This is a genomic window from Amycolatopsis sp. lyj-109, assembly GCF_046548995.1.
Lineage (GTDB): Bacteria > Actinomycetota > Actinomycetes > Mycobacteriales > Pseudonocardiaceae > Amycolatopsis.
Genome location: NZ_JAJPWR010000001.1, coordinates 759,760 through 781,784 on the forward strand (window position 1 = coordinate 759,760; position 22,025 = coordinate 781,784).

22 protein-coding genes are annotated in these 22,025 nt (G+C 72.5%); 12 read left to right on the forward strand and 10 right to left on the reverse strand.

Annotated elements, in window-relative coordinates; genetic code table 11:
* The first annotated feature begins 2 nt into the window (after nucleotides 1–2).
* On the forward strand, nucleotides 3–1,466 hold the full coding sequence (locus tag ACLJQF_RS03415) for a serine hydrolase domain-containing protein (protein ID WP_410606826.1): 1,464 nt from the start codon (nucleotides 3–5) through the stop codon (nucleotides 1,464–1,466).
* On the forward strand, nucleotides 1,463–2,653 hold the full coding sequence (locus ACLJQF_RS03420) for a glycosyltransferase (RefSeq protein WP_410606714.1): 1,191 nt from the start codon (nucleotides 1,463–1,465) through the stop codon (nucleotides 2,651–2,653). The genes ACLJQF_RS03415 and ACLJQF_RS03420 overlap by 4 nt, the downstream gene beginning before the upstream one ends.
* An 82-nt stretch (nucleotides 2,654–2,735) precedes the next feature.
* Here ACLJQF_RS03420 and ACLJQF_RS03425 read toward each other — a convergent pair whose 3' ends face one another.
* Entirely contained in the window at nucleotides 2,736–3,089 is a 354-nt protein-coding gene (locus ACLJQF_RS03425) for an L-rhamnose mutarotase (protein ID WP_410606715.1), read from the reverse strand.
* Between the two features lie 26 nt (nucleotides 3,090–3,115).
* Nucleotides 3,116–3,874 (reverse strand): FadR/GntR family transcriptional regulator, encoded by a 759-nt coding sequence (locus ACLJQF_RS03430; protein WP_410606716.1) that lies wholly within the window; start codon nucleotides 3,872–3,874, stop codon nucleotides 3,116–3,118.
* 152 nt (nucleotides 3,875–4,026) lie between these two features.
* On the opposite strand from ACLJQF_RS03430, the gene ACLJQF_RS03435 reads away from it, so the two are divergent.
* The 4 genes from ACLJQF_RS03435 to ACLJQF_RS03450 are packed head-to-tail and all read left to right on the forward strand — an operon-like array spanning nucleotide 4,027 to nucleotide 8,251.
* A complete protein-coding gene (locus ACLJQF_RS03435) occupies nucleotides 4,027–5,295 on the forward strand; it encodes an ABC transporter substrate-binding protein (protein WP_410606717.1) in 1,269 nt (422 codons plus the stop codon).
* A 4-nt stretch (nucleotides 5,296–5,299) separates the two neighbouring features.
* Nucleotides 5,300–6,247 (forward strand): carbohydrate ABC transporter permease, encoded by a 948-nt coding sequence (locus ACLJQF_RS03440; protein ID WP_410606718.1) that lies wholly within the window; start codon nucleotides 5,300–5,302, stop codon nucleotides 6,245–6,247.
* Complete coding sequence (locus tag ACLJQF_RS03445) at nucleotides 6,247–7,074, forward strand: carbohydrate ABC transporter permease (protein ID WP_410606719.1); 828 nt, start codon at nucleotides 6,247–6,249, stop codon at nucleotides 7,072–7,074. Before ACLJQF_RS03440 ends, ACLJQF_RS03445 begins: the two co-directional genes overlap by 1 nt.
* 1 nt (nucleotide 7,075) lies before the next feature.
* Nucleotides 7,076–8,251 carry a mandelate racemase/muconate lactonizing enzyme family protein gene (locus ACLJQF_RS03450; RefSeq protein ID WP_410606720.1) on the forward strand — a complete coding sequence of 392 codons (1,176 nt, stop codon included), beginning with the start codon at nucleotides 7,076–7,078 and terminating at the stop codon, nucleotides 8,249–8,251.
* Between the two features lie 147 nt (nucleotides 8,252–8,398).
* Here ACLJQF_RS03450 and ACLJQF_RS03455 read toward each other — a convergent pair whose 3' ends face one another.
* Complete coding sequence (locus ACLJQF_RS03455) at nucleotides 8,399–9,307, reverse strand: SDR family NAD(P)-dependent oxidoreductase (protein ID WP_410606721.1); 909 nt, start codon at nucleotides 9,305–9,307, stop codon at nucleotides 8,399–8,401.
* Between the two features lie 129 nt (nucleotides 9,308–9,436).
* Between ACLJQF_RS03455 and ACLJQF_RS03460 the strand changes: the two genes are divergently transcribed.
* On the forward strand, nucleotides 9,437–10,105 hold the full coding sequence (locus ACLJQF_RS03460; RefSeq protein WP_410606722.1) for a TetR/AcrR family transcriptional regulator: 669 nt from the start codon (nucleotides 9,437–9,439) through the stop codon (nucleotides 10,103–10,105).
* A gap of 4 nt (nucleotides 10,106–10,109) precedes the next feature.
* On the opposite strand, the gene ACLJQF_RS03465 is transcribed toward ACLJQF_RS03460, so the two are convergent.
* Complete coding sequence (locus ACLJQF_RS03465; protein WP_410606723.1) at nucleotides 10,110–11,012, reverse strand: LysR family transcriptional regulator; 903 nt, start codon at nucleotides 11,010–11,012, stop codon at nucleotides 10,110–10,112.
* An 84-nt stretch (nucleotides 11,013–11,096) separates the two neighbouring features.
* On the opposite strand from ACLJQF_RS03465, the gene ACLJQF_RS03470 reads away from it, so the two are divergent.
* Nucleotides 11,097–12,305, forward strand: a complete 1,209-nt coding sequence (locus tag ACLJQF_RS03470) for an MFS transporter (RefSeq protein WP_410606724.1) — start codon at nucleotides 11,097–11,099, stop codon at nucleotides 12,303–12,305.
* A 28-nt stretch (nucleotides 12,306–12,333) separates the two neighbouring features.
* Entirely contained in the window at nucleotides 12,334–13,011 is a 678-nt protein-coding gene (locus ACLJQF_RS03475) for an alpha/beta fold hydrolase (RefSeq protein WP_410606725.1), read from the forward strand.
* A gap of 338 nt (nucleotides 13,012–13,349) precedes the next feature.
* Here ACLJQF_RS03475 and ACLJQF_RS03480 read toward each other — a convergent pair whose 3' ends face one another.
* Entirely contained in the window at nucleotides 13,350–14,123 is a 774-nt protein-coding gene (locus tag ACLJQF_RS03480) for a maleylpyruvate isomerase family mycothiol-dependent enzyme (RefSeq protein WP_410606726.1), read from the reverse strand.
* Nucleotides 14,124–14,188: 65 nt separating this feature from the next.
* Here ACLJQF_RS03480 and ACLJQF_RS03485 point away from each other — a divergent pair, with 65 nt between their 5' ends.
* Together ACLJQF_RS03485 and ACLJQF_RS03490 are read left to right on the forward strand one after the other, a co-directional pair.
* On the forward strand, nucleotides 14,189–14,629 hold the full coding sequence (locus tag ACLJQF_RS03485; protein ID WP_410606727.1) for a hypothetical protein: 441 nt from the start codon (nucleotides 14,189–14,191) through the stop codon (nucleotides 14,627–14,629).
* 83 nt (nucleotides 14,630–14,712) lie between these two features.
* Nucleotides 14,713–16,296: a long-chain-fatty-acid--CoA ligase gene (locus ACLJQF_RS03490; protein ID WP_410606728.1), complete on the forward strand. Its 1,584-nt coding sequence runs from the start codon at nucleotides 14,713–14,715 to the stop codon at nucleotides 16,294–16,296.
* A 13-nt stretch (nucleotides 16,297–16,309) separates the two neighbouring features.
* On the opposite strand, the gene ACLJQF_RS03495 is transcribed toward ACLJQF_RS03490, so the two are convergent.
* From ACLJQF_RS03495 to ACLJQF_RS03515, 5 genes are all read right to left on the reverse strand, one after another.
* Nucleotides 16,310–16,741 carry a peptidase inhibitor family I36 protein gene (locus ACLJQF_RS03495; protein WP_410606729.1) on the reverse strand — a complete coding sequence of 144 codons (432 nt, stop codon included), beginning with the start codon at nucleotides 16,739–16,741 and terminating at the stop codon, nucleotides 16,310–16,312.
* Nucleotides 16,742–16,865: 124 nt separating this feature from the next.
* Nucleotides 16,866–18,035, reverse strand: coding sequence for a PucR family transcriptional regulator (locus tag ACLJQF_RS03500; RefSeq protein WP_410606730.1), 1,170 nt, complete (start codon nucleotides 18,033–18,035; stop codon nucleotides 16,866–16,868).
* A gap of 127 nt (nucleotides 18,036–18,162) precedes the next feature.
* Nucleotides 18,163–19,410 (reverse strand): cellulose binding domain-containing protein, encoded by a 1,248-nt coding sequence (locus ACLJQF_RS03505; protein WP_410606731.1) that lies wholly within the window; start codon nucleotides 19,408–19,410, stop codon nucleotides 18,163–18,165.
* 116 nt (nucleotides 19,411–19,526) lie between these two features.
* On the reverse strand, nucleotides 19,527–20,297 hold the full coding sequence (locus tag ACLJQF_RS03510; RefSeq protein WP_410606732.1) for an SDR family oxidoreductase: 771 nt from the start codon (nucleotides 20,295–20,297) through the stop codon (nucleotides 19,527–19,529).
* Nucleotides 20,294–21,046, reverse strand: a complete 753-nt coding sequence (locus tag ACLJQF_RS03515) for an SDR family oxidoreductase (RefSeq protein WP_410606733.1) — start codon at nucleotides 21,044–21,046, stop codon at nucleotides 20,294–20,296. Before ACLJQF_RS03515 ends, ACLJQF_RS03510 begins: the two co-directional genes overlap by 4 nt.
* A 169-nt stretch (nucleotides 21,047–21,215) precedes the next feature.
* On the opposite strand from ACLJQF_RS03515, the gene ACLJQF_RS03520 reads away from it, so the two are divergent.
* Entirely contained in the window at nucleotides 21,216–22,022 is an 807-nt protein-coding gene (locus ACLJQF_RS03520) for a hypothetical protein (protein WP_410606734.1), read from the forward strand.
* The last annotated feature ends 3 nt before the right edge of the window (nucleotides 22,023–22,025 follow it).

Consider the following 22,025-nt stretch of genomic DNA (forward strand, 5'->3'; position numbering starts at 1 on the left):
GCATGCTCGACGACGTGATGGCGGCGCTGGACACCGTCCTGCCCCGGCTGGCCGCGGTCACCGGCACCCCCGGCGTGGCCGTCGCGGTGGCGACGAGCGACGACTTGCGCACGGCCGCGACCGGGTTCGCCGACCTGGCCGCGCGCACGCCGATGACCGCCGACACCGTCGCGCCGGCGGGCTCGCTCACCAAACCCGTCACCGGCCTGGCGTTCCTGCAACTCGTCGAGGCGGGGATGGCCGGACTGGACACCCCGATCGACCAGGTGCTGCCCGCGGGCTTGCGCGGTCCCGATGCGGCGCCCGCCACCACCGCCATGCTGGCCGCCCACCAGGGCGGCTACACCGGCGACATCGTCACCGCGGTCGCGCCGGCGGCACCGGCCGAGCCGATCCTCGACTACGTCCGGCGCCGGCACGAGACCGGCCGCGCCGTCGAGTACGGCGGAGTGCGGCCGCTGGCGACGGCTCCGGGCTCCTATTCGTACTCCAGCTTCGGGGTCGGGGTGCTCGGCGGCGTGGTCGAGCACCTGGCCGGCGAGCCGTACCGGGCCCGCGTCCACCGGGACGTCTTCGCCGCCGCCGGGATGCGGGACACGCACATCGACGACGGCACCGAGAACACCGGGGGCGCCACCGGTTACGCCGCGTTCGGCGACTGGTGCCTGCCGAGCCCGCCGCTGCGTACCGCGGCCTACCCGGGCGTCGGGATGCACACCAGCGCCGCGGATTTCGCGCGGCTGCTGCAATCCCTGCTGCGCACCGACCGGGGCGAGCGCGGGCTGGTCGGGCCGGATTCGCTCGCGGCCATGACGACCCCGCGGGTCGAGCGCCCGAGCCCGCACGGCGTCCGCTCGTTTTCCGGCCTGACCCTCGAACTCGCCGATCCGGAGCTGGGCGAGGACTGGTGGTGGGGGCACACCGCGGCGTTCCCGTGGGGCTTCTGGTGGGAGGCGCGAGTCTGGCCGCGCCGCGATCTGGCCGCGGTCGCGGTGGGCAACCGGTGGGACATGGCCCGGTTCCACAACCCGGCGACCCGCAGCGCACCCGGGCTGGCCGTGGAGTGGGCGGGCCGCTGGGCGGTGTCCGACTCGCCGGCGAAGCTCCCGGACATGGACGGGCGGCCCCGGTGGACCGGTCCCCGGCCCACCCCGGAAAGCTCACACTGGATGGGCGTCCTGGTGGGCGAGCGGACCCACGGCCTGCTCGACGTGCCCGGCCCGCTGCCGGTCACGGCGATGACCGGCGGCGCGCGGTCCCTCGGCGGCGGCGACGCGCACGGCTGGGACCCGGTCGCGTTCGGGCGCGGCGTGGACCAGGCGCGCGCGGTGGCGCCGGACCCGGCCGCGCTCGGAGTGCTGGGCCGGGAGCTGGGCCCGGCCGCGGCGCTGTGGATGCTGGAGTGCGGGGCGGCGGGCGCCGACGTCACGATGCCGGTCGGCTTCTACGCCGGGGCATCGCGGTGACGCGAGTACTGCTGTCGACGTACGGGACGCGGGGCGACGTCGAACCGCTGGTGGCCCTGGCGGTCGAGCTCCGGTCGCTCGGCGCGGACGTGCGGATGTGCACCCCGCCGGACGAGGAGTTCACCGACCGGCTGGCCGGTCTCGGGATCGAGCCGGTGCCGGCCGGGCCGCCGGTGCGGGCGCTGATGAGCGCGACGGCTCCCCCGACGGCGGCGGAACTCGCCCGGTACCGCGCGGAGCTGCTGGAGACACAGTTCGACGTCCTCCCCGCGGCGGCCGAAGGATGCGACGCGCTGGTCGCGGCCGGCCTGGCGCAGGTCGCCGCCCGGTCGGTGGCCGAAGCCGCGGGCATCCGCTACGTCTACGCGACGTATGCGGCGGTCAACCTGCCGTCACCGCACCACCCGCCACCACCGCGGCCGGGCTGGCCGGAGCCGTCGGAGGCGGACAACGCGGCCCGGTGGGAGCTCGACGCCCAGCGGGTGAACGCGCAGTTCCGCGAGCCGCTCAACGCCCGCCGCGCCGCGCTCGGCCTGCCGCCGGTGGCAGGCGTCCGCGACCACGTCCACTCGGACCGGCCGTGGCTGGCGGCGGACCCGGTGCTGGGACCGGCTGCCCCGGGGCTCGAAGTGGTCCAGACCGGTGCGTGGACCCTGCCGGACGAGCGGCCGCTGCCGGCCGAGCTGACGGCGTTCCTGGAAGCGGGCCCGCCGCCGGTCTACGTGGGCTTCGGCAGCATCAGCCCGGCACCCGACATCGCCCGCTGGTCGGTGGCGGTGTGCCGCGCCCGCGGGTACCGGGTCCTCGTTTCCCGCGGCTGGGCCGAGCTGGCCGTGGACGACTGCTTCGCCATCGGCGACGTCAACCACCAGCGCCTGTTCGGCAAGCTGGCCGCGGTGGTCCACCACGGCGGCGCGGGCACGACGCAGACGGCCGCCCGGGCGGGCGTCCCGCAGGTGGTGGTCCCGATCCGGCTGGCGGACAACCCGTACTGGGCGGGCCGGGTGGCGGCGCACCAGGTCGGCGCGGCCCTCGACGGCCCGACGGCGACCTTCGAGTCCTTGACCGCGGCGTTCGACACCGCGGTGGCCCCGGAAACCCGGGCGCGGGCGGAGGCGCTGGGCGCGAAGATCCGCACCGACGGGGCGAAGACAGCCGCGCGGCTGCTGCTCGACGGCCTCGGGTAAGGGAGCCGGCGCGGTCGGTGCGCAGCGAGCCACGGCGTCTTGAATGACTCATTCAAGACCTCCGACGCCAGGAATGAGTCATTCAAGACACGGCAGCAGCTCCGGACTCCGGACCGAGGTGCCAGACCTCCGCCATGGGCGTCCACCAGGCGCCCCCTTCGCGTGCGGAAAGGGATTCCTGACAGGGGTCGGTCAACGCCCACCAGCGCTGCGTTTCGGGGTCCGCGGCGATCCGCGCCTGATCGGCGTCGTGGTCGTCGCCGATGTACTCGTAGTACCCGAAGAGCAGGTCGTCGTGTAGGAAGATGGAGAAATTGCGGATGTTGGCTTCCCGCAGCGTCCGTTCGACCGCGGGCCAGACCGCGGCGTGCAGCCTCAGGTACTCCTCGCGCTTCTCGGGGCGCAGGCGGATCAGCATGCCGTAGCGCTGGGCCATGGAACTCCTTCCGGACGGGACGGTGATCAGCGTTCGAGGCGGCCGGGGTCGCCGGAGTCGGGACGGCGCGCGAGCCACGCCTCGGTGATGTGGTCGAACATCGCCTTCGCGGCGCCGTCGGCGTCCCCGGCCGCGATCCGCTCGTAGACGCGGCGGTGCCCCTTGTTCGAGGCCACGCACAGGGCACGCCCGCTCGGCCCCACGTAGCGGGCGGTGTTGACGACCTGGCTCTCCAGCGCGCGCACCACGCCCCGGGCGAGGCGGTTGCCCGAGACCTGCATGATCGTGTCGTGGAAGGCGAGGTCCTGCTCGCGGTAGGCGACGGGATCGTCGACGAGCTTGTCCATCAGATCCACCAGCTCGCCCAGCCGGTCGACGACGTCCGGGCCGGCGGTGCGGGCGGCGACGTGGGCCATGTCCGCTTCGAGCAGCCGGCGTGTCACCACCAGGTCGTCCAGGACGGCCGAGGTCTCGTCCTCCGCGATCACCGCGGCCAGCACGAGTTCGTCGAGCATGTTCCACATCGACGCCGGGTTGACCACCGTGCCCGCGCCCTGCCGGACCTGGACCAGCCCCTTCGCCTGCAGCAGCTTCACCGCCTCGCGGACCACGGTCCGGCTCACCGCGAAGCTCTCGCACAGCACCGGTTCGGCGGGCAGCGACGTCCCGGGCGGGTGGACCCCGCGCACCACGCGTCCCACGAGTTCGGCGGTGACGGCGCTCGCCAGGTTCGCTGGGCGGCGCACCCAGCCGGGGGCGGCGGGTTGCCGGTCTGATGCCGTCATCGTTCCTCCGGTCGTACCGCGCCGACCTTCAGTCGAACGCACGTGAAGCTTACACAGCGCGAGCGTTGACGTCATACGTCATACGAGTTACGTTTCTGCGCACTGTGCCGGGCCACTCCCCGTCCGGCCACCGTCTGGAGAAGTGAGCAGCGATGAAGCAGCGCACACTAATCTCGGCCGCCCTGGCCGCGGCGTTGGCGTTGACCGCCGGGTGCGGAAGCGCCGCCGGGCCGGCCGCCCCGTCCGGCGACGCGAGCGGCAAGCTCGTGGTCTGGGACTGGAAGTCCGGTGACGCCAAGGCCGCGGGTTACGTGGCGAAGGCCAAGGCCGACTTCGCCAAGCAGCACCCCGGCGTCACCGTCGAGTTCGTGGCCCAGCCCTACGACCAGTACTACACACTGCTGGGCGCGGCGGTCCAGGCCGGCCGGGGGCCGGACGTCATGCTCTTCAACGGCGGCGGCCAGATCCGCGACCGGGTCGCCGATCTCGTCCCGCTGGACCCCTACGTCGCCGACGACCGGACGCGGATCAGCGGCTGGGACGCGTTCACCAAGGACGGCAAGGTCTACGCCGAGCCGGTCACCCTGCAGGGCCACCCCGTCTACTACGACAAGGGGCTCTACCAGAGGGCCGGGCTGAACCCGGATGCCCCGCCCCGGACCTGGGAGGAGTTCGTCCGCGACTGCGGCACCATCTCGGCCAAGACCGGCGCGAAGTGCCTCGCGCTGGGCAACAAGGAAGGCGCCGGGATCCAGTTCTGGCTGTCGGCCATGGGCACGGCGAGCCTGACGCCCCAGGAGTACACCGACTGGATCGCCGGAAAGCGCAACTGGACCTCGCCGGACGTCAAGCGGATCTTCGAGCTCTGGAAGCAGGCCGGGGACACCGGCCTGAACTCCGACGGCCCCAACTCCACCGCCATGTTCAACGACGCGTTCGCGCTCTTCCAGTCCGGCAAGGCCGCGAACGTCATCGGCCTGATGTCCGACGTCGGGCACTGGAAGGACTTCGCCGAGTTCCTGGGCGCGGACAAGGTCGGCGTGATGACCGCGCCGCAGGTCAACCCGGCCGCCACCCCGAGCCTCCCGTACGACGGCGGGATCGGCTACGCGGTCGCGAAGGGGACGAAGGACCCCAAGCTGGCCGCGGACCTGGTCCGGTCGCTCAGCTCGACCGAGGCCTTGAAGTCGTTCTACGCCGACAGCGGCGCGATCGCCGCGGACACCTCGATCGACGTCTCGGCGGGCGGACCGGCCGTGGCGGCGATCGTGTCGGAGGTCAAGAACGGCAAGCCGGCCCTGCACGTCGCCCTCTCCTCGAAGACGCTCGACCTCATGGGCCGGCTCTCGCAGCAGCTGCTCAGCGGGTCGGTCGGCGTCGACGACGTCCTGCGGCAGCTGGCCGCGTCGGACAAGGGCTGACGGCGTGACCGGGTACTCCCCCGCTGCGGTGGACCGGGCCCCGGCCCGGTCCACCGCAGGACCCCCGCCGGCCCGGCGGGCCCCGCGCGGAACGCGGCTCGAGCGGTTCGCGCCGCTCGTCCTCGTCGCCCCGGCCGTGCTGGTCGTCCTGCTGCTCCGGCTGTGGCCGCTGCTGCTCGGCGTCAACTTCTCCTTCACCGGGGACGGCGCCCGCAACGGCGAGTCCGTCGGGTTCGACAACTACGTGACGCTGTTCGGCGATCCGCTGTTCCGCACCGCCCTGCGCAACGTCGGCCTGCTCGTGCTCCTGCTCCCGGTCGCCGTCGCCATCCCCGGCCTGCTCGCCACCTTCATCCACCTGAAGGTGCCGGGCCACCGGGCCTACCGCGGCGTCTACTTCTTCCCGGCCGTGCTGTCCCCGGTGATCGTCGGGGCGATCTTCAACCTGCTGCTGGCCTTCGACGGACCGGTCAACGCCCTGCTCGGGCTGGCCGGTCTCGGCCCGGTGGACTGGCTCGGGAATCCGGGGGTGGCGATCTTCGCCGTCGTCGGGGTGCACGTCTGGGCGACGTTCGGCATGGCGCTGGTCGTCTTCCTCGCCGGTTTCTCCACTTTGGACGCTTCACTGCTCGATGCGGCCAAAGTGGACGGTGCGTCGCTGCTGCAGACCATCCGGCACGTGATCGTCCCCGGCCTGTCCCGCACCATCCAGTTCGTCTTCGTCACCACCATGATCGGGATGCTGACCTCGATGTTCGGCCTGCTGTACGTGATGACCAGCGGCGGCCCGGCCGGCTCCACCTACCTGCCCGAGTACTACGTCTGGATCCAGCAGGGGCAGCTGAACCAGCCCGCGCTCGCCTCGGCGGCGTCCACCGTGCTGTTCCTGATCATGCTCGTGGTCGGCCTCGCCCAGATCGCCGTCCTGCGCCGCACGGGAAAGGAGGACTGATGACGGGTTCCCGGCTCACGAAGTGGCTCGCCGCCATCCCCATGGCCGCACTGGCCCTGGCGACGATCTACCCCCTGGTGTTCACGGCGAACGTCGCCATGAAGGACCGCCGCGAATACACCCTCGACCGGTTCGCCCCCGCCGGGGCGCTGCGCTGGGACAACATCGCCCGGGCGTGGACGAGCGTGGGGATGTCGCGGTACTTCCTGAACTCGGTCGTGGTCGTGGTGTGCTCGGTCGCGGTGCTGCTGCTGCTCGGGTCGATGGCCGGCTTCGCGCTCGGGCGCCTGCGCTTCCGCGGGTCGTCCGTGGTCTTCCTGGGCATCCTGGCCGCGTTGTTCGTGCCGTTCCAGGTGATCATGGTCCCGCTCGCGCGGATCATGGCGGGCACCGGGCTCATCGACACCTACCCCGGGCTGGTGCTGGCCTACGTGGCCCAATTCCTCCCGTTCACGGTGTTCCTGATGACCAGCTTCTACTCGTCCGTGCCGCCGGAGATCGTCGACGCCGCCCGCGTCGACGGCAGCACCGTCTACGGCGTCTACTGGCGGATCATGCTTCCCCTGGGTGCCCCGGCGCTGCTGTCGGTCGGCGTGCTCAACGCGCTCTTCTGCTGGAACGACGTGCTGATCTCGCTGCTGCTGATGCCGTCCGCGGAGCACCGGACGCTCATGGTCGGGGTGACCGCGCTGCGCGGGCAGTACTCGGCCGACATCCCCACGTTCGCCGCCGGGGTGCTGATCGCCGCGGTGCCGGTGCTGCTCGTCTACCTGTTCCTGCAACGCCAGATCGCCGACGGGGTCACCGCCGGGTCCACGAAGGGATGAAATGCGCATCACTGGTTTCCGGGCCCTCACGACCGTCCAGGACTGGGGCCGCCCGATCGGCGACGCCAACGGCGTCCACGCCGGCGGTCTCGTCCGGATGCCGCTCGTCGTCGTCGAAACCGACGAAGGCGTCACCGGCGTCGGGCTCGGGTCACACGTGCAGGCGGAGACCGTCTTCGCCGCGATCGAGGGCGAAGACCCGCGGGGCGTGATCGCCCTCTACGACCGGATGCTGCGGCGGACGTTCAAGGCGGGGCACGCCGGCGCGGTGTTCGGCACCATCGGCGCCTTCGACACGGCGTTGTGGGACATCAAGGCGCAGCTGGCGGGCGAACCGCTCTGGCGGCTGCTCGGCGGGCGGGACCGCCGCGTGCCGGCCTACGCCTCGGGTCTCGACATCGCCCTGGACGACGACGAGCTGGCCGGGCTGTACCGGACCTACGCCGGCCACGGGCTGCGCGCGGCGAAGCTCAAGGGCGGCCTGGACATCGACCGCGACCGGCGCCGCCTCGGCCTGATCCGCGACGTCCTCACCGAGGCCGGCGGCGGCCCCCGCCCGGGCCTGATGCTGGACGTCAACGAGAACTGGACGCGCAAGCAGGCCGTCCGGCACGTCGCCGAGCTCGAACGGACCTTCGACCTGACCTGGATCGAGGAGCCGGTGCGCCGCTGGGACGTGGAGGGCCACGCGGCCGTCGGCCGCGGCGTCCGCGCCTCGGTCGCCACCGGCGAGAACCTCACCGGGCTGGAGCAGCACCGGCCGCTGATCGCGGCCGGCGCGGTCGACGTCGTCCAGACGGCGGCGGGCTGGGGCATCACCCACTTCCTGCGGGTCGCCGCCCTGGCGCACGCCCACGACCTCCCGATCAGCCCGATCGGGACGACCCCGGTCGGGCTGGTGCACGCCGCGACCGCGGTGCCCAACCACCTGGTCACCGAGCTGCAGGACCTCCACCCCCCGGTCGGCGTCACCTTGGACCACGAGATCGGCGACGGCGCGTTCATCCTCGGCGACGGTCCCGGCCTCGGCGTCCACTTGGACGAAGCAGCCATCGCGGCGGCCGGGCACCGGCTGCCCGACCCGGCGTCCGCCGGTTCCCACATCCGGCCCGACCGCGCCGGCTTCCACCTGCTCCCGGCGTCCGGCAACGGTGATCGCGCGGCCGTGGAGGCCTGAGGCCCGTGATCGGAAGGTCGACACGCGTGTTTGAAAGGTCGACACGCGTGATTGGCGAGTCGACACGGGGTCGGCCGCCGTGTCGACCCTCGGATCACGCGTGTCGGCTCCGGAATCACGCGCGTCGGCTCCCGGATCACGCGCGGCTCAGGCGACCGGGAACTTGACGGCGGTGAGTTCTTCCGAGACGGCCCACAGCCGCCGCTGGACGGACGCGTCGTAGGACTGCGGGCTCGACGTGACCACCTCCGGGCGCCCCCGGTACCCGCCAAGACCGGCCGGACCGTAGTACTGGCCGCCGAGGGCTGCGGGGTCGGTCGCCGCGCGCAGGGTCGGGAGGGCGCCGCGCTCGGAGTTCTGGGTGAACAGCGGGGCCACCACCGGGAAGAGCGCGCGCAGCACCGACGGGGAGTTGCGCATCAGCTCCGTGCGGGCCACGCCCGGGTGCGCCGCGATCGAGGTCGTCGTGCCGTGCGGGGCGAGGCGGCGCTGCAGCTCGTAGGCGAACATCAGGTTGGCGAGCTTGGCCTGGCCGTATGCCGCGACGCGGTCGTAGGAGTTCTCCCACTGCAGGTCGTCGAAGTGGATTCCGGCGCGGATGCGGTGGGCGATGCTGGCGACCGTCACCACGCGGGAGCCCTCGACCGGCAGCAGCAGGTCCAGCAGCTGACCGGTCAGCGCGAAGTGCCCGAGGTGGTTCGTGCCGAACTGCAGCTCGAAGCCGTCGCGGGTGGTCTGGCGCGGCGGGTACATGACGCCGGCGTTGTTGATCAGCAGGTCGATCTTCGGCAGCGTGGCGTGCAGGTCCGCCGCGGCCGCCCGGACGGACTCCAGCGACGACAGGTCCAGTTCCTGCACGGTGACGTCGGCGTCCGCGCCGAGCCGCGCGGCCGCCTGCTTGCCCTTTTCGACGTCGCGGACGGCGAGCACCACCGTCGCGCCGCGCTCGGCCAGCACCTTCGCCGTGTCGAACCCGAGGCCCGTGTTGGCGCCGGTGATCACGGCCACGCGGCCGCGCTGGCTCGGGACGTCGCGCTCGGTCCAGTTGTCGCTCATGGCGGTCCTCCTGCGTCGCGGCCCCTTCGGACCGTCGGTCTGTTATGGCTCCGACGCTAAGGAACCGTCGGTCTGTTGTCAAGAGACTGCCGGTCTTCAATATCGCCGTGCGGGCGTTAGGCTGGTCGCATGACGTTCCAGCGGGCGCGCAGCGCGGAGCAGCGGGAGGAGCGGCGCCGCACGATCCTCGACACGGCGCTGAAGATGCTCGACGAGATGCCGGTGGCCGAGGTGAGCCTCAACGAGCTCAGCCGCCGGGTCGGCCTGGCCAAGTCGAACGTCCTGCGCTACTTCGAATCCCGCGAGGCCGTGCTGCTCGAACTGCTGGACCGCGCGCTGCGCGAGTGGCTGGCCGAGGTGACCGGCGAAGTGGCCGCGGGCGTCGACCCGGACCGCCCGGCGCCGGAGCGGGCCGGGGCGTTCGCGGCGGTGGTCGCCCGGTCGCTGGCCCGCCGCACGGTGCTGTGCGACCTCATCGGCGCACAGGCGGGCGTGCTGGAGCACAACGTGTCCACCGACGTGGTGGTGCGGTTCAAGCGGTCCGCCCTCGGCGGGCTGGACACGATGGCGGAACTCCTCCGCGGCGCCGTGCCCGAGGTCGGCGGCGAAGCGGCACCGGTGTGCCTGCTGGCCATGATCCTGGCCGGCGGGCTGTGGACCCACTGCCGCCCGTCGGCGAGCGCCCGCGCGGCGTACGAGGCCGACCCGGCGTTGGCCGCGCTGCACCTGGACTTGGCGCCGGCGTTGGAGCACGGGCTGACCCTGCTGATCACCGGAGCCATGGCACGCAACGGCTGAGGAGTCACATCCGTTCGGCGAGCTCCCGCGCGGCCTCGACGGCGATCTCCCGCGTCCGGACGGCGAGCGGCGACTCCGTGCGCCCGGCCGGCCAGTGCAGGGACAGCTCGCGATCCGGTGACGGCGTCAGCCGGTGGATGCTCAGCCGGTCGTCGGACCAGGCGTCCTGGCCGTGCAGGGCCAGCCACGGCAGCACCGCCCAGCCGATGCCCGCCCGCACCATCGACAGGATCGTTTCGTGGCCCGTCGTGCGGAACACGAACCGCGGCTGGGCGCCGGCGCGGGCGAGGGTCCGCTCCAGCCAGCGCTGGTGGTGGGTGGGCGGCCAGGCGACCATCGGGACGTCGTCGAGGCGCTTCACCCGCACCGGGCCGGCTGGCACCGCGCCCGCGCCCGTCACCAGGAGGTAGGGCTCGTCGAACAGCTTGACGTGCTCGACGTGTTCACCACTGCCGTCCACCGGGCCGTCGTGGAACAGCAGGTCGAGCTCGCCGATCCGCGGGTCTTCCGGCGTCACGTCGGACAGCCGGATGTCGCAGCCGGGGTGCTCGTCCAGCAGCCGGCGGATGACCGACGGCAGGATCAGGTTCGACACGCTCTGGAAGGTGCCGATGTCGATCCGGCCGTGGCCGGCCCGGAACCGGTCGACGGCGTCGGTCAGCGCCTCCGCCTTCGCGAGCAGCTCGCGGCCGTGCGCCAGGACCACCTCGCCGAGCCGCGTGATCCGCACCGGCCTCGGCCCGCCGGGCCGGTCGAAGACCGGGCCGGCGACGGCCTTCTCCAGCGCGGCGATCTGCTGGCTCACCGAGGACTGGGTGTAGCCGAGGCGCACGGCCGCCTGCCCGAACGTGCCTTCCTCGGCGATGGCGGCCATGGTCCGCAGGTGACGCAGTTCGAAGTCGGCCATAGCGAGTAAACATAGCCGATGGCGATCGATTTGATCGTAAATCATCGCTTTTCGCGATGTCTTTGCGGACCTAGCGTGGTTCCCATGACGACCACGAGCACGATCGCACCGGCACCCACGGCGGCCCGCCCGGGACTGCCCAAACTGGTCTGGGCCCTGGCGGCCACGCACTTCGTCGGCCGGGCCGGCGGTGTGGTGCGGTCGTTCCTGGTGCTGTACCTGACGCAGGCGCAGCACCTGACCCCGGCGACCGCGGGCTCGGTGGTCGCGGCGGTCGGCCTGGGCGACATCGGCTCCCAGCTGCTCGGCGGCTGGCTCGGGGACCGGATCGGCCGGCGCAACACCATGCTCGCCGGTTTCCTGGGGGCGGCCGTGGCGCTCGCCGCGCTCGGCTCGGCGGATTCGCTGCCCGGGATCTGGGTGGCCGCTGTCGGCGTCGGGCTGACGATCGAGCTGTTCCGCCCGGCCGGGTCGGCCGCGGTGGCCGATCTGCCCGCAGAGCAGCGGATCCGCGCTTTCGGGGTGCTCTACTGGGCGGCCAACCTCGGCTTCTCGGTTGCCACGGTCACGGCCGGTCTCCTCGCCAAGCACGGGTACGGGCTCCTGTTCTGGATCAACGTGCTGGCCTCGCTGGCCGCGGCCCTGATCGTCTGGCGCCAGGTGCCGGAAACCCGTCCGGCGGGGTCGCCGCGAACGCGGCGGGCGCTGCTGCCCGTGGTGCTGCGCGACCGGTTGATGCTCGCGATGCTGGCGCTGCACGCCGGGTACTTCACGCTGTTCCTGCAGACGTTCACGACGTTGCCGCTGCTGATGGCGGCCGGCGGTCTCGGCCCGGCGGCCTACGGCGGAGTGCTGGCGCTGAACGGGATCGCCGTCGTGGCCCTCCAGCCGCCGGCGGTCCGGCTGCTCGCCGGCCGCAACGCCCACGCGGTGTCCGCCGTCTCGATGCTGCTGGCCGGGCTGGGCGCCGGGCTCGGCGCGCTGAGCCACAGCACCGCCGCCTTCGCCGCCTCGGTCCTGGTCTGGACGCTCGGCCAGATCGGGATCGCCGTCCGGTTCGGCGACACCTTCGCCGGCCTCGCCCCGGCCGAGCTGCGCGGCGGGTACCTGGGCCTCGCCTCGACCACCTGGAGCGTCGGCGCGGTGCTCGGCCCGCTGGCCGGGACCGCGCTGCTCGAACTAGCCGGCGCGCCCGCGCTCGGGGCGGCCTGCGCGATCGGCGGGATCGCGCTGTTCGCCGCCCAGCGGGCACTCGGACCGGCCCTGCGCCGCCGGGCCGCCGCCCACCACTGAACCCTGACAACGACGGAAAGGAAGTGCTATGAGCACGTATGTTCTGATCCACGGCGGCGGCGACGTCGGCTGGTCCTGGCACCTGGTCGCCGCCGAGCTGCAGGCCCGCGGACACGAAGTGGTGGCACCGGATCTGCCCGGCGACGACGACGCGGCCACCCTTACGGACTACGCCGACGCGGTGGTCGGCGTGGTCGGCGACCGGGAGGACGTGGTCGTCGTCGGGCACTCGTTCGGCGGGTTCACCGCACCCCTGGTCGCCGACCGGCTCGCGGCCGGCCTACTGGTCCTGGTCGCCGGCATGATCCCCGCACCCGGCGAATCGCCGGCCGACTGGGGTCGCAACACCGGCTGCGGCGAAGCCGTGCAGGCGCAGGCGGCGCGGGACGGCGGCCGCACCGGCCACGCCGACCCGCACGTCAGCTTCTACCACGACGTCCCGCGCGCGCTCGCCGACGAAGCGCTGAGCAAGGAGCGGGCCCACCCCTCCCCCACCGCGATGTCGGAGCCGTGGCCCCTGGACGCGTGGCCGGACGTGCCCACCCGGTTCGTGCTGTGCCGCGAGGACCGCTGCTTCCCGCCGGACTTCTTCCGCCGGCTGGCGGCCGAGCGGCTCGGCATCGTCCCGGACGAGATCACCGCCGGACACTGCGTCGCGCTCAGCCGTCCCGCCGCCCTGGCGGACCTCCTGGAGAGCTACCGGTGACTCAGAAGCCGGTCCCGCCGGTCTTCCGCAGCCGGTCGTGAGTGGTAATTCGGGTTAGAACCCTAATTGCCACTCACGACCGGGAGGGGGCTCTGTCTGCGCCGGCCGGGAACGCACCCAGGCAGCCCCCGGCGGCCAACTCACCAACCGGAACGACCAACTCACCCGCGGGAACGGCCAACTCACCCACACCGCCGGCGAGTTGGCCGTTCCGGTGCGTGAATTGGCCGTTCCGGGCGGCGAGTTGGCCCTACTGACAACGTAGGTCGGCAAAGACCGTTCGCCAGAACCTGACTTACCACTCACGAGAGTCGCGGCAGGGAGTGGCTACCGGTGACTCAGAAGCCGGGGAACACGCGGCGCAGCTCGTCCAGCGCGACGCTGCCCTCGACGGTGACGCCGTGGTCGTACGGTGCCTTGAGCCGGCCACTGACCAGGCGGATGAACGCCTCGGCCGGCCCGGTGAACGTCGCGGACGGCGCCTCGAGGTGGTCCACCACGGTGACCGCGTCGTCGATCACCAGCCCGGCGCCGGGCACCGCGACGGACACCGGGTCCGCGAGTTCGGCCGGCTTCGCGAGGAAGCTCAGCATGAATCCCACGGGCCCGGTCAGGAGGTCGATCAGGACGTCGGCCGAGCCGGCGTCCACCCCGGCGTTCTCGTCGAAGGCGACGCGCACGTCCCACGAGTGATTGGCCACCTCGCTGAGCCGCATGCCCAGGGCGGTCACCAGCGGGACCGGCTCCGGCAGGAAGCCGAGGTCGACGGTCAGCGACGAACGCTGCTCGGGCGTGAGCGCCTCGACCGTTTCGAGCCAGCGGGCGTTGTGCTCCAGGAAGCCCTCGGCCTGCGCGCGCGGCGCGGAGGCGTCCCAGCGGGCCCAGATCGTCGGGTTGTCTTCGGCCGCCACGGTCTCGCCGGCGGCCCGCGCGATCGGCGCCCGGCCGATCTCGGCACCGCTGCCGAGGTGGGACAGGGCCTGGGCGACGGTCCATTCCGCGGCGCCGCTGGGCGCGGCCAGCTGGTCGTCGGTGAGGTCGCGGACGAGGCCGGCGAGCGTGTCGTGCTCGGAACGGAGGGCGGTGATCGTGCGGTCCACGAGAGAGCTCATGCCACGCACAACTCCCCCGGGGGCGCCGGTGTTCCGCCGATCACCGTGCTTGCTAGGTTGCCCCGGTGAGTCTCCTCGATGACGTGGCCGAACGCGACGGCTGGCGGTGCTGGGTGTGCGACGAACCGGTCGACCCGCACATGTCGGTGAACGACCCGCGCGGGCCGAGCGTCGACAGCCGGACCGCCGACCGGAAGGCCAAGATCGCCGAGCGGCTCGCGCACCGCGGCTGCAACACCCGCAAGGGCGCGGTCAAGGTGGTCATCGCCTGGCCGGACCGCCTGCACGTGGCCGACCCCGCGCCGCTGATCACCGTGGCCGGCCGGCTGGAGCGCAAGGGCGGCCGCGAGCTGGTCGCCCGGTGCCCGACCGAACAGGACGCCCGGGATGCGGCGGACTGGCTGGTGGACCGGTTTTCCCGGCTGGTGCCGGGGCTGCCGGTCACCGCCGACGTCCAGGCAGGCGGCGGCCAGTTCCTTGTCGCGCTGGCCACCGGACGCCGCTGAGCGACGCGGTGGACCCGCGACCGGCGCCGTGGTAGAAGTAGAACGTGTTTCACTTCTGAACGCCATGGCCTGGAGGTGCGCGGATGAGCGTCCCGACGGTGACCGAGCTGCTGCAGGCCCGCGCCGGCGACGAGCGTCCGGGCCTGCGGTTCGAGGACGAAACGTGGTCGTGGGCCGAGCACGTCCGGGCTTCCGCGCGCTGGGCGGGCGGCCTCCGCGCGGCGTTGCGCCCGGACGAACCGCCCCACGTCGGCATCCTGGCCGACAACGTCCCGGCGTTCTCCGTCCTCCTGGGCGCCTGCGCGTTCGCCGGGGCGGTACTGGTCGGCCTCAATCCCACCCGGCGCGGCGAGGCGCTCGCGCGCGACATCCGGCTCGCCGACTGTCAGTTCGTGCTCGCCGAGCGGAAGTACCGGCCCCTGCTGGCCGAGCTGGACCTCGGCGGGATCGCCGTGCGGGACCTGGAATCCCAGGCCCCGGCGCACGACCCGATCGAGCCGGTCCCCGCGGCCGCGGACGACCTGCTGATGCTGATCTTCACCTCCGGCACCAGCGGCGACCCGAAGGCCGTGCGCTGCACCCACGGCAAGATCGCGTTCCCCGGCGCCATGCTCGCCGAGCGGTTCCGGCTGTCCACATCGGACACCGTCTACGTCACGATGCCGATGTTCCACTCCAACGCCGTCATGGCCGGCTGGGCCGTCGGGCTCGCCGCCGGTGCGACCATCGCCCTGCGCCGCCGGTTTTCCGCCTCCGGTTTCCTGCCCGACGTGCGGAAGTTCGGCGCGACCTACGCCAACTACGTCGGCAAGCCACTGTCCTATGTGGTCGCGACGCCACCGCGCCCGGACGACGCGGACAACCCGCTGCGCCTCGTCTACGGGAACGAAGGAGCGAGCGCCGACCTGGTCGCGTTCGAGAACCGCTTCGGCTGCAAGGTCGTCGACGCGTTCGGCTCCACCGAGGGCGGCGTGGGGTTCGCCCGCACCGACGACACCCCGCCCGGCTCACTGGGCCGCCCGGCCGGCGACGTGGCCATCCTGCACCCGGACACCGGCCGCCCGTGTCCCCCGGCCGAGTTCGACGCCGCCGGCCGCCTGGTCAACGCGGCCGACGCCGTCGGCGAACTGGTCAACACCACGGGCGCCGGCTGGTTCGCCGGGTACTACCGCGACGCGCAAGCCGACGCCGAGCGGCTGCGCGACGGCCGGTTCCACACCGGCGACCTCGCCTACGCCGACGCCGCCGGCTTCTGCTACTTCGCCGGCCGGCTCGGCGACTGGCTCCGCGTCGACGGGGAAAACCTCGGTACGGCACCGATCGAGCGCATCCTGCTGCGACACCCCGCGATCACCGACGCCGCCGTCTACGCGGTGCCCGACCCGGTGACCGGCGACCAGGTGATGGCCGCCATCGTCACCGACGGCACCGGCCCGGACCCCGCGGAGTTCGGCCGGTTCCTCGCCGGCCAGGCCGATCTGGGGCCCAAACAGGTGCCCCGGTACGTGCGCACGGTCCGGGAGCTCCCGCGGACGTCGACGTTCAAGGTGCTCAAGCGGCAGCTGTCCGCCGAGGGCCTCGAGTGCGCCGACCCGCTCTGGGAACGCACCGGGAAGGACGTCGCCTACACCGAAGCGGGGTCACGCCTTCGCGCCACGAAGACGTGACCCCGGCGGCGGCTCAGCAGGGGCCGATGGAGGACGCCTGGTCGTTCGGGTCCTTGCCGACGTAGCCGAGGGCGGTGCCGGCGCTCATGAGCGTGGCGTCGCGGCCGACGTAGCCCTCGTGCCAGTACCAGCAGTACACCTGGCCGGTGTTGTTGACCCACGCGCTCAGCTGATCGGACCAGGTACCGTTGTTGTTGTTGTGTTTGGAGCTGCGACATCCCGGGCAGGCGAAGGCGCGCAGGTCCGGGTAGGCGTCGCCGGCCGGGATGACCAGCATGGTCCCCCCGAAGTCCTTGTGTTCGTAGAGGCAGACCGAACCGGCGGGGCAGGACGCGAGCGCGGCGGCGGGCAACGCGGGCGCAGCCGTGGCGATCCCCGTGATCGTCAGGAAAAAGGCGGCACCGATGCCCGCGAGCGCGGCAAAACGGGATCGAAATCTCGACATCTGCTCTGACTCCCTTTCCGTGGGCGGCAACGCAGGCGAGCGTAGCGAGCACACCCGGAAAATTCGTTGTCACACCGCGCAAACCCGTGCCCGCCGTCGACGGCCGGGTTGACACGAAGCGCAATCAGGCCCACGCGCCGGCCAGCAGCCGGGCGACGGCCGCGGTGAGGATGCGGATTCCCTTCGTGGTAACCGGATCCACCCCGGTCACCTCCCGCACCCGCCGGAGGCGGTAGTCGAGGGTCCGGGGGTGGATGTGCAGCGCGACCGCGGCGCGAAGACGGTTCATGTCGTTGCGGTAGTAGACGTCGAGGGTCGTCACCAGGTCCGGGCCGTTCGCCAGCCGCCGTGCGACGTCGCGGAGCCACTCGTCCACCTCGGGCACCCGGACGACGCCGAGTTCGACGAAGACGTCCCCGATTCCGGGCAGCACCTGCGGAATCCGCTGGACCGGCGCGACCTCGGCCACCCGGCACGCCACGGACACCGTCTCCGCCAGCTTGCCCGCCGGGCCGGTCGCGACGCCGACGCGGCAGGCCGCCTGCACCGCCTCCGCGATGTCGCGCACCACGGGCAGCGCGTCGTCCGCCGGCGCTTCCCGCGCGGGACACGCGGGCAGCAGCGCGAGCAGCTCGTCCGGCCGCCGCCAGGCGAGCGGCACGGCGTGCAGCTTGAACACCGACTCGACGAGGTCGTCGGAGTCGCCGCCCGGGCCCGGCGGACGGCCGGGGAACCGCAGCACCACCGCGACGTAGTGGTCGTGCAGGCAGACACCGAGGTCACGCGCGAGGCCGGGCGCCGACGGATCGCCGGCCAGCAGCAGGTCGACGAGGTCGTGCAGCCGCTTGCGCACCGAAAGCCGGAGCCGTTGCGCGGCCAGGTACCCGTCGAGGTAGCGGCCGCTGCCCCGGGCCCCCTGCTCGCCGAACCAGGCCGTGAGGTGCAGCAGCTCCGCCAGGTCCTCCCCCTCGGCGACTTCGTTGATCTCGCGCAGCATCAGGGTCGCGTGCAAGGCGAGGACGCGTTGCGCCGCGCCGGTGGAAAACCCGTCCTCGGCCCGTTTCCGCCCGATGTCACCGATGAAGGAAAGATCTTCCTCGGACAGCCGGCGGCTTTCCGAGACCAGCTCGACCGTGTGGCGGCGGAACCACACCGCATAATCCAGCGTTTCGGCCCGGGACCGCGGATCGCCGGCCCGGATCCGGTATTCCGGGAGCTCGCGTTCGTAGGCGTCCAGTTCGGCGCGCGCGTTGGCGTCGGCCCGTTTCCTCAGTTCGTCCAGCAGGCCACTCATCTCGATCCGTCCTCCCCGGCAGAGCGATCGGAGCGGTTGGATCCGGCTGCTTCCCCCGGCTCCCCCGCCCGTCAGTCGACGGGGGACGCCGTTCCGTTACCCGGCCTGCCTGCGTCGCGGTGCCCGGTCAGGCGGCCGTGCAGGGTGCGCCGTTGAGGGTGAACGACGTCGCGGCCGCGGTGTTGCCGGTGTGGTTGGCCTGGAAGCCGATGGTGGTCGACGCACCGGCCGCGATCTCGGCGTTGTAGGCGACGTTGCTCGCCGTCACCTGCCCGGAGGACGGCGAGTAGCCGGCGCTCCAGCCGGAGGTGATGGTCTGGCCGCCGGGCAGGGTGAACACCAGCGACCAGCCGTTGACCGCGGCCGAGCCGGTGTTCGTGATGGTGATGTTCTCGGTCAGACCGGTGTTCCACGCGCTGACCACGGTGCCGACTCGGCAGGCCCCGGTTCCCGGCGGCGGGTCGTCGGGCGGTGGGGTGGTGGAGCCGAACTGCGAGAAGAACTGCCACACCAGCGCCGGCACCCAGGTCCGCGACCCGCTGTCGCCGGTCGCCCCGTCCTGCGGGGCGGCGATGTGCCCCTCGTCGAACGCGGCCCACTGCACCGGGTACCCGGCCCGGCAGCCCGCGTAGCTCGTCACCCGGTGCGTCAGGCTGCCCTGCGCCGGCTCGGGCGGGTTCTGGGCGGTACAGCCGTTGTTGCCCACGAACCGGTCCCGCAGCGACCGGCCGCCCGCAATGCTCAGCACGTTGTCCCGCAAGCCGTGCACGCCGAGGTAGGCGATGGGCTGCGTGCCGCCGCTGCACCCGCTGAGCACCCCACCGGACTGCACGGCCACCGCGCGGAACACCGTCGCCCGCGAACACGCGAGCGAGTAGCTCATGGCGGCGCCGTAGCTGAAGCCCACGGAGAACAGCTGGGTCGTGTCGACGCAGAGGTCACCCTCGACCTGCCGGATGATGTCGTCGGTGAAGGTCACGTCCTCGCCGCCGGAGTTCGCCCAGCCGTTGTTGAACCCTTGCGGTGCCACGAAAATGGCACTGTTGTTCGTGAGCCGCTGCAGGCCGTAATAGGCCCAGGTGCCGGTTTGCACGGTCCGGCCCGTGTCGACGTCGGTGGAGGTGCCGCCCAGCCAGTGGAAGCCGAAGATCAGCCGGTAGGGGTGGTTCCGGTCGTAGCCGTCGGGGATCCGCAGGATGTAGTTGCGGTTCTTCCCGCTGGTCTGGATCGTCCGGGTGCCACTGGTGAGCGTCGGTGCCTTGCCACAGCCCGCCGTCGCGACGGCCGGCTGCTGCGCCGGTTCGCTCGCGGCCACCCCGCCCGAACCCAGCACGAGCACCGCGGCGGCCACGGCCACCAGAACCTTCCTCATCATCACGCGACTCCTTCCGGCGGTCAGCAGGCCCGATGCTGGAACCGCCGCGAAGGAGCTGTCAACAGGCCGGGGAACCTTGCTGGGAAAAGGAATCCCGGTCGCGTGAAACTTTCAGTTCACAGCTCTCCGACCGCCTCCTCGACCTTGCGCTGCAGCTTGTTCATCCCGCCGAGCCACCGGTCGGTCTCGGTGGCGCGCGCCGCGTAGTAGCCCGCGACCTCCGGGTGCGGCAGCACCAGGAACCGCTTGTCCGCCATCGCCGCGAACAGCGCGTCGGCCACCTGCTCCGGCTCGATCGCCGACGCGCCCATCAGCAGCTGCCCCGCCGTGCCGGTGCTCTCCAGCATCGCCGTGCGCACGCCCTGCGGGCAGATCGCCTGCACCGTGATGCCGCGGTGGCGGTAGGTCGCCGACAGCCATTCCGCGAAGGCCAGCGCGCCGTGCTTGGTCACCGAGTACGGCGCCGAACCGAGGCTGGTCAGCAGGCCGGCGGCGGACACCGTCGCGACGAAGTGGCCCTGACCGCGTTCGAGCCACGCCGGCAGCAGCAGGTTCGCCGCGCGGACGTGCGACATGACGTTGACGTCCCAGGTGCGCGCCCACACCTCCTCGCCGCTCTCCGCGCCGCCGAAGGGGGCGATGCCCGCGTTCGCGCAGAAGACGTCGATCTCGCCGAGTGCCGAGCGGGCGCTGTCGATCAGCGTCGTGACGCCGTCCAGGCTCGCGACGTCGCCGGCGAACGCCGTCCCGCCGACTTCGGCGGCCACCTCCGCGGCCTTGTCGCCGTCGAGGTCGGCCACCACGACCCGGGCTCCATCGGCGGCGAAGCGGCGGGCCAGCGCGGCGCCGATACCGCCGCCGCCCCCGGTGACGACGACGCCGGTCACAGGCCACCGCCCAGGGTCACGCCGCCGTCGAGGACCACCGTCTGCCCGGTGATCCAGCCCGCGTCGTCGGACAGCAGGAACGCCACCGCCCCCGCGATGTCGGACGGCACGCCGAGCCGCTTCATCGGGTACGCCGAGGCGACCTCCTCTTCGCGACCCTCGTACAGGGCGGTCGCGAACTGCGTCTTGACCACGGCCGGCGCGACGGCGTTGACCCGGATCTTCGGCCCCAGCTCGGCGCCGAGCTCGACGGTCAGCCGGATCAGCGCGGCCTTGCTGACGCCGTACATGCCGATGCCCGGCGAAGCACGGATCCCGGCGACGGAGGAGACGTTGACGACGGCGCCGCCGTGCTCCCCCATCCACGCGTCGCGGGCGCGCTTGGTCCAGCCCAGCGGCGCGAGCACGTTGACGCCGAAGATCTTCGCCGCGGCGGCCGGGTCGATGTCCAGGGTGGGCCCGTAGGCGGGGTTGATGCCGGTGTTGTTGACCAGGTAGTCGAGCCGGCCGAAGGTCTCGATCGTCTTGGCGACCGTCTCGTCCTGGTGGCCGGGGTCGTCGGCCTTGCCGGCCACGAACATGGCGACGTCCGGGCCGCCGAGGGAGTTGACGGCCTCTTCGAGCGCCTCCGGCTTGCGCGCGGTGAGGCAGACCTTGGCGCCGCGCTCGACGAGCGTCTTCGCGATCCCGAGGCCGATGCCCCGGCTGGCCCCGGTGACGATCGCGACGCGATCCTTGAACGAGTTCACGGCAGTGTGTCTCCTTCGGGTGTGGTGCCCGGCACATACCAAGCAGTCGGTCAGTGGTCATTATGCGCGATGCGGCCGAGGTCTCAAGGCGGACACACGTCACACCCGAAGGCCCCGAATGTGACCTTTACCCGATAGCTTCCCCCGATCACGACATCGAGGGGGCACCGTGCGGAAGACCGGCCTGGCCATCGCCGCGGCGACACTGGTCCTGACCGCCTGCGACCCCGGCCCCGGCGGCGTGCCGCCGACGGCTCCCGCGACACTCACCGCCCCGGTCACCGACATCGCCCAGCTCGTGGCGGCCGCGCGCGCCGGGATCGCCGAGGCGCCGTCCGCCGCCTTCACCTCGACTTTCGTGCTCGGCGCCGCCACCTCGAACGTCCGCGGTTCCCTCAGCTTCGACGGCAGCGGCAGCCGCCTCACGATGGTGGTCGACGGCAGCGAGGTCCGCGTGATCGGCAAGAAGACCTTCACCCACTCGCCGTCGAGCGTGCTCGGCAAGGAGTGGGTCGGTACCGATCCGGACAGCGCCGACCCGATCGCGCAGGCGGCCGGTGCAGGGGTTCCGACAATCGTGAAGGTGCCCGATCTCGGCCGGGCGCTGGTGGCGATCGAGCGGACCGGCCGGCTCGTGTCGGCCGGGCAGACCCGGCTCGGCGACCTGCCGGTCAACCACTACCGCCTCGAGCTCGACACCGCGAAGGCGCCGGAGCTGTTCCCCGAGTTCGCGGTACCGCCCCTGGACGGCAAGCCGGCCAAGGCGGCCACCGCCAAGCTCCCCGCCGAGCTGTGGCTCGACGCGGCGCGGCGGCCCGCGCGGTTGACCATCGACATGTCCACCGGGTTCCCGGAGGGAGGCCCGGCCACGGGCGCGACCGACTACCGCGACTGGGGCACGCCGGTGGACATCCAGCCGCCGCCCGCCGACCAGGTCGTCGACCTGTCCGAGCTGATCAAGACGATGGGCCGCTGACGC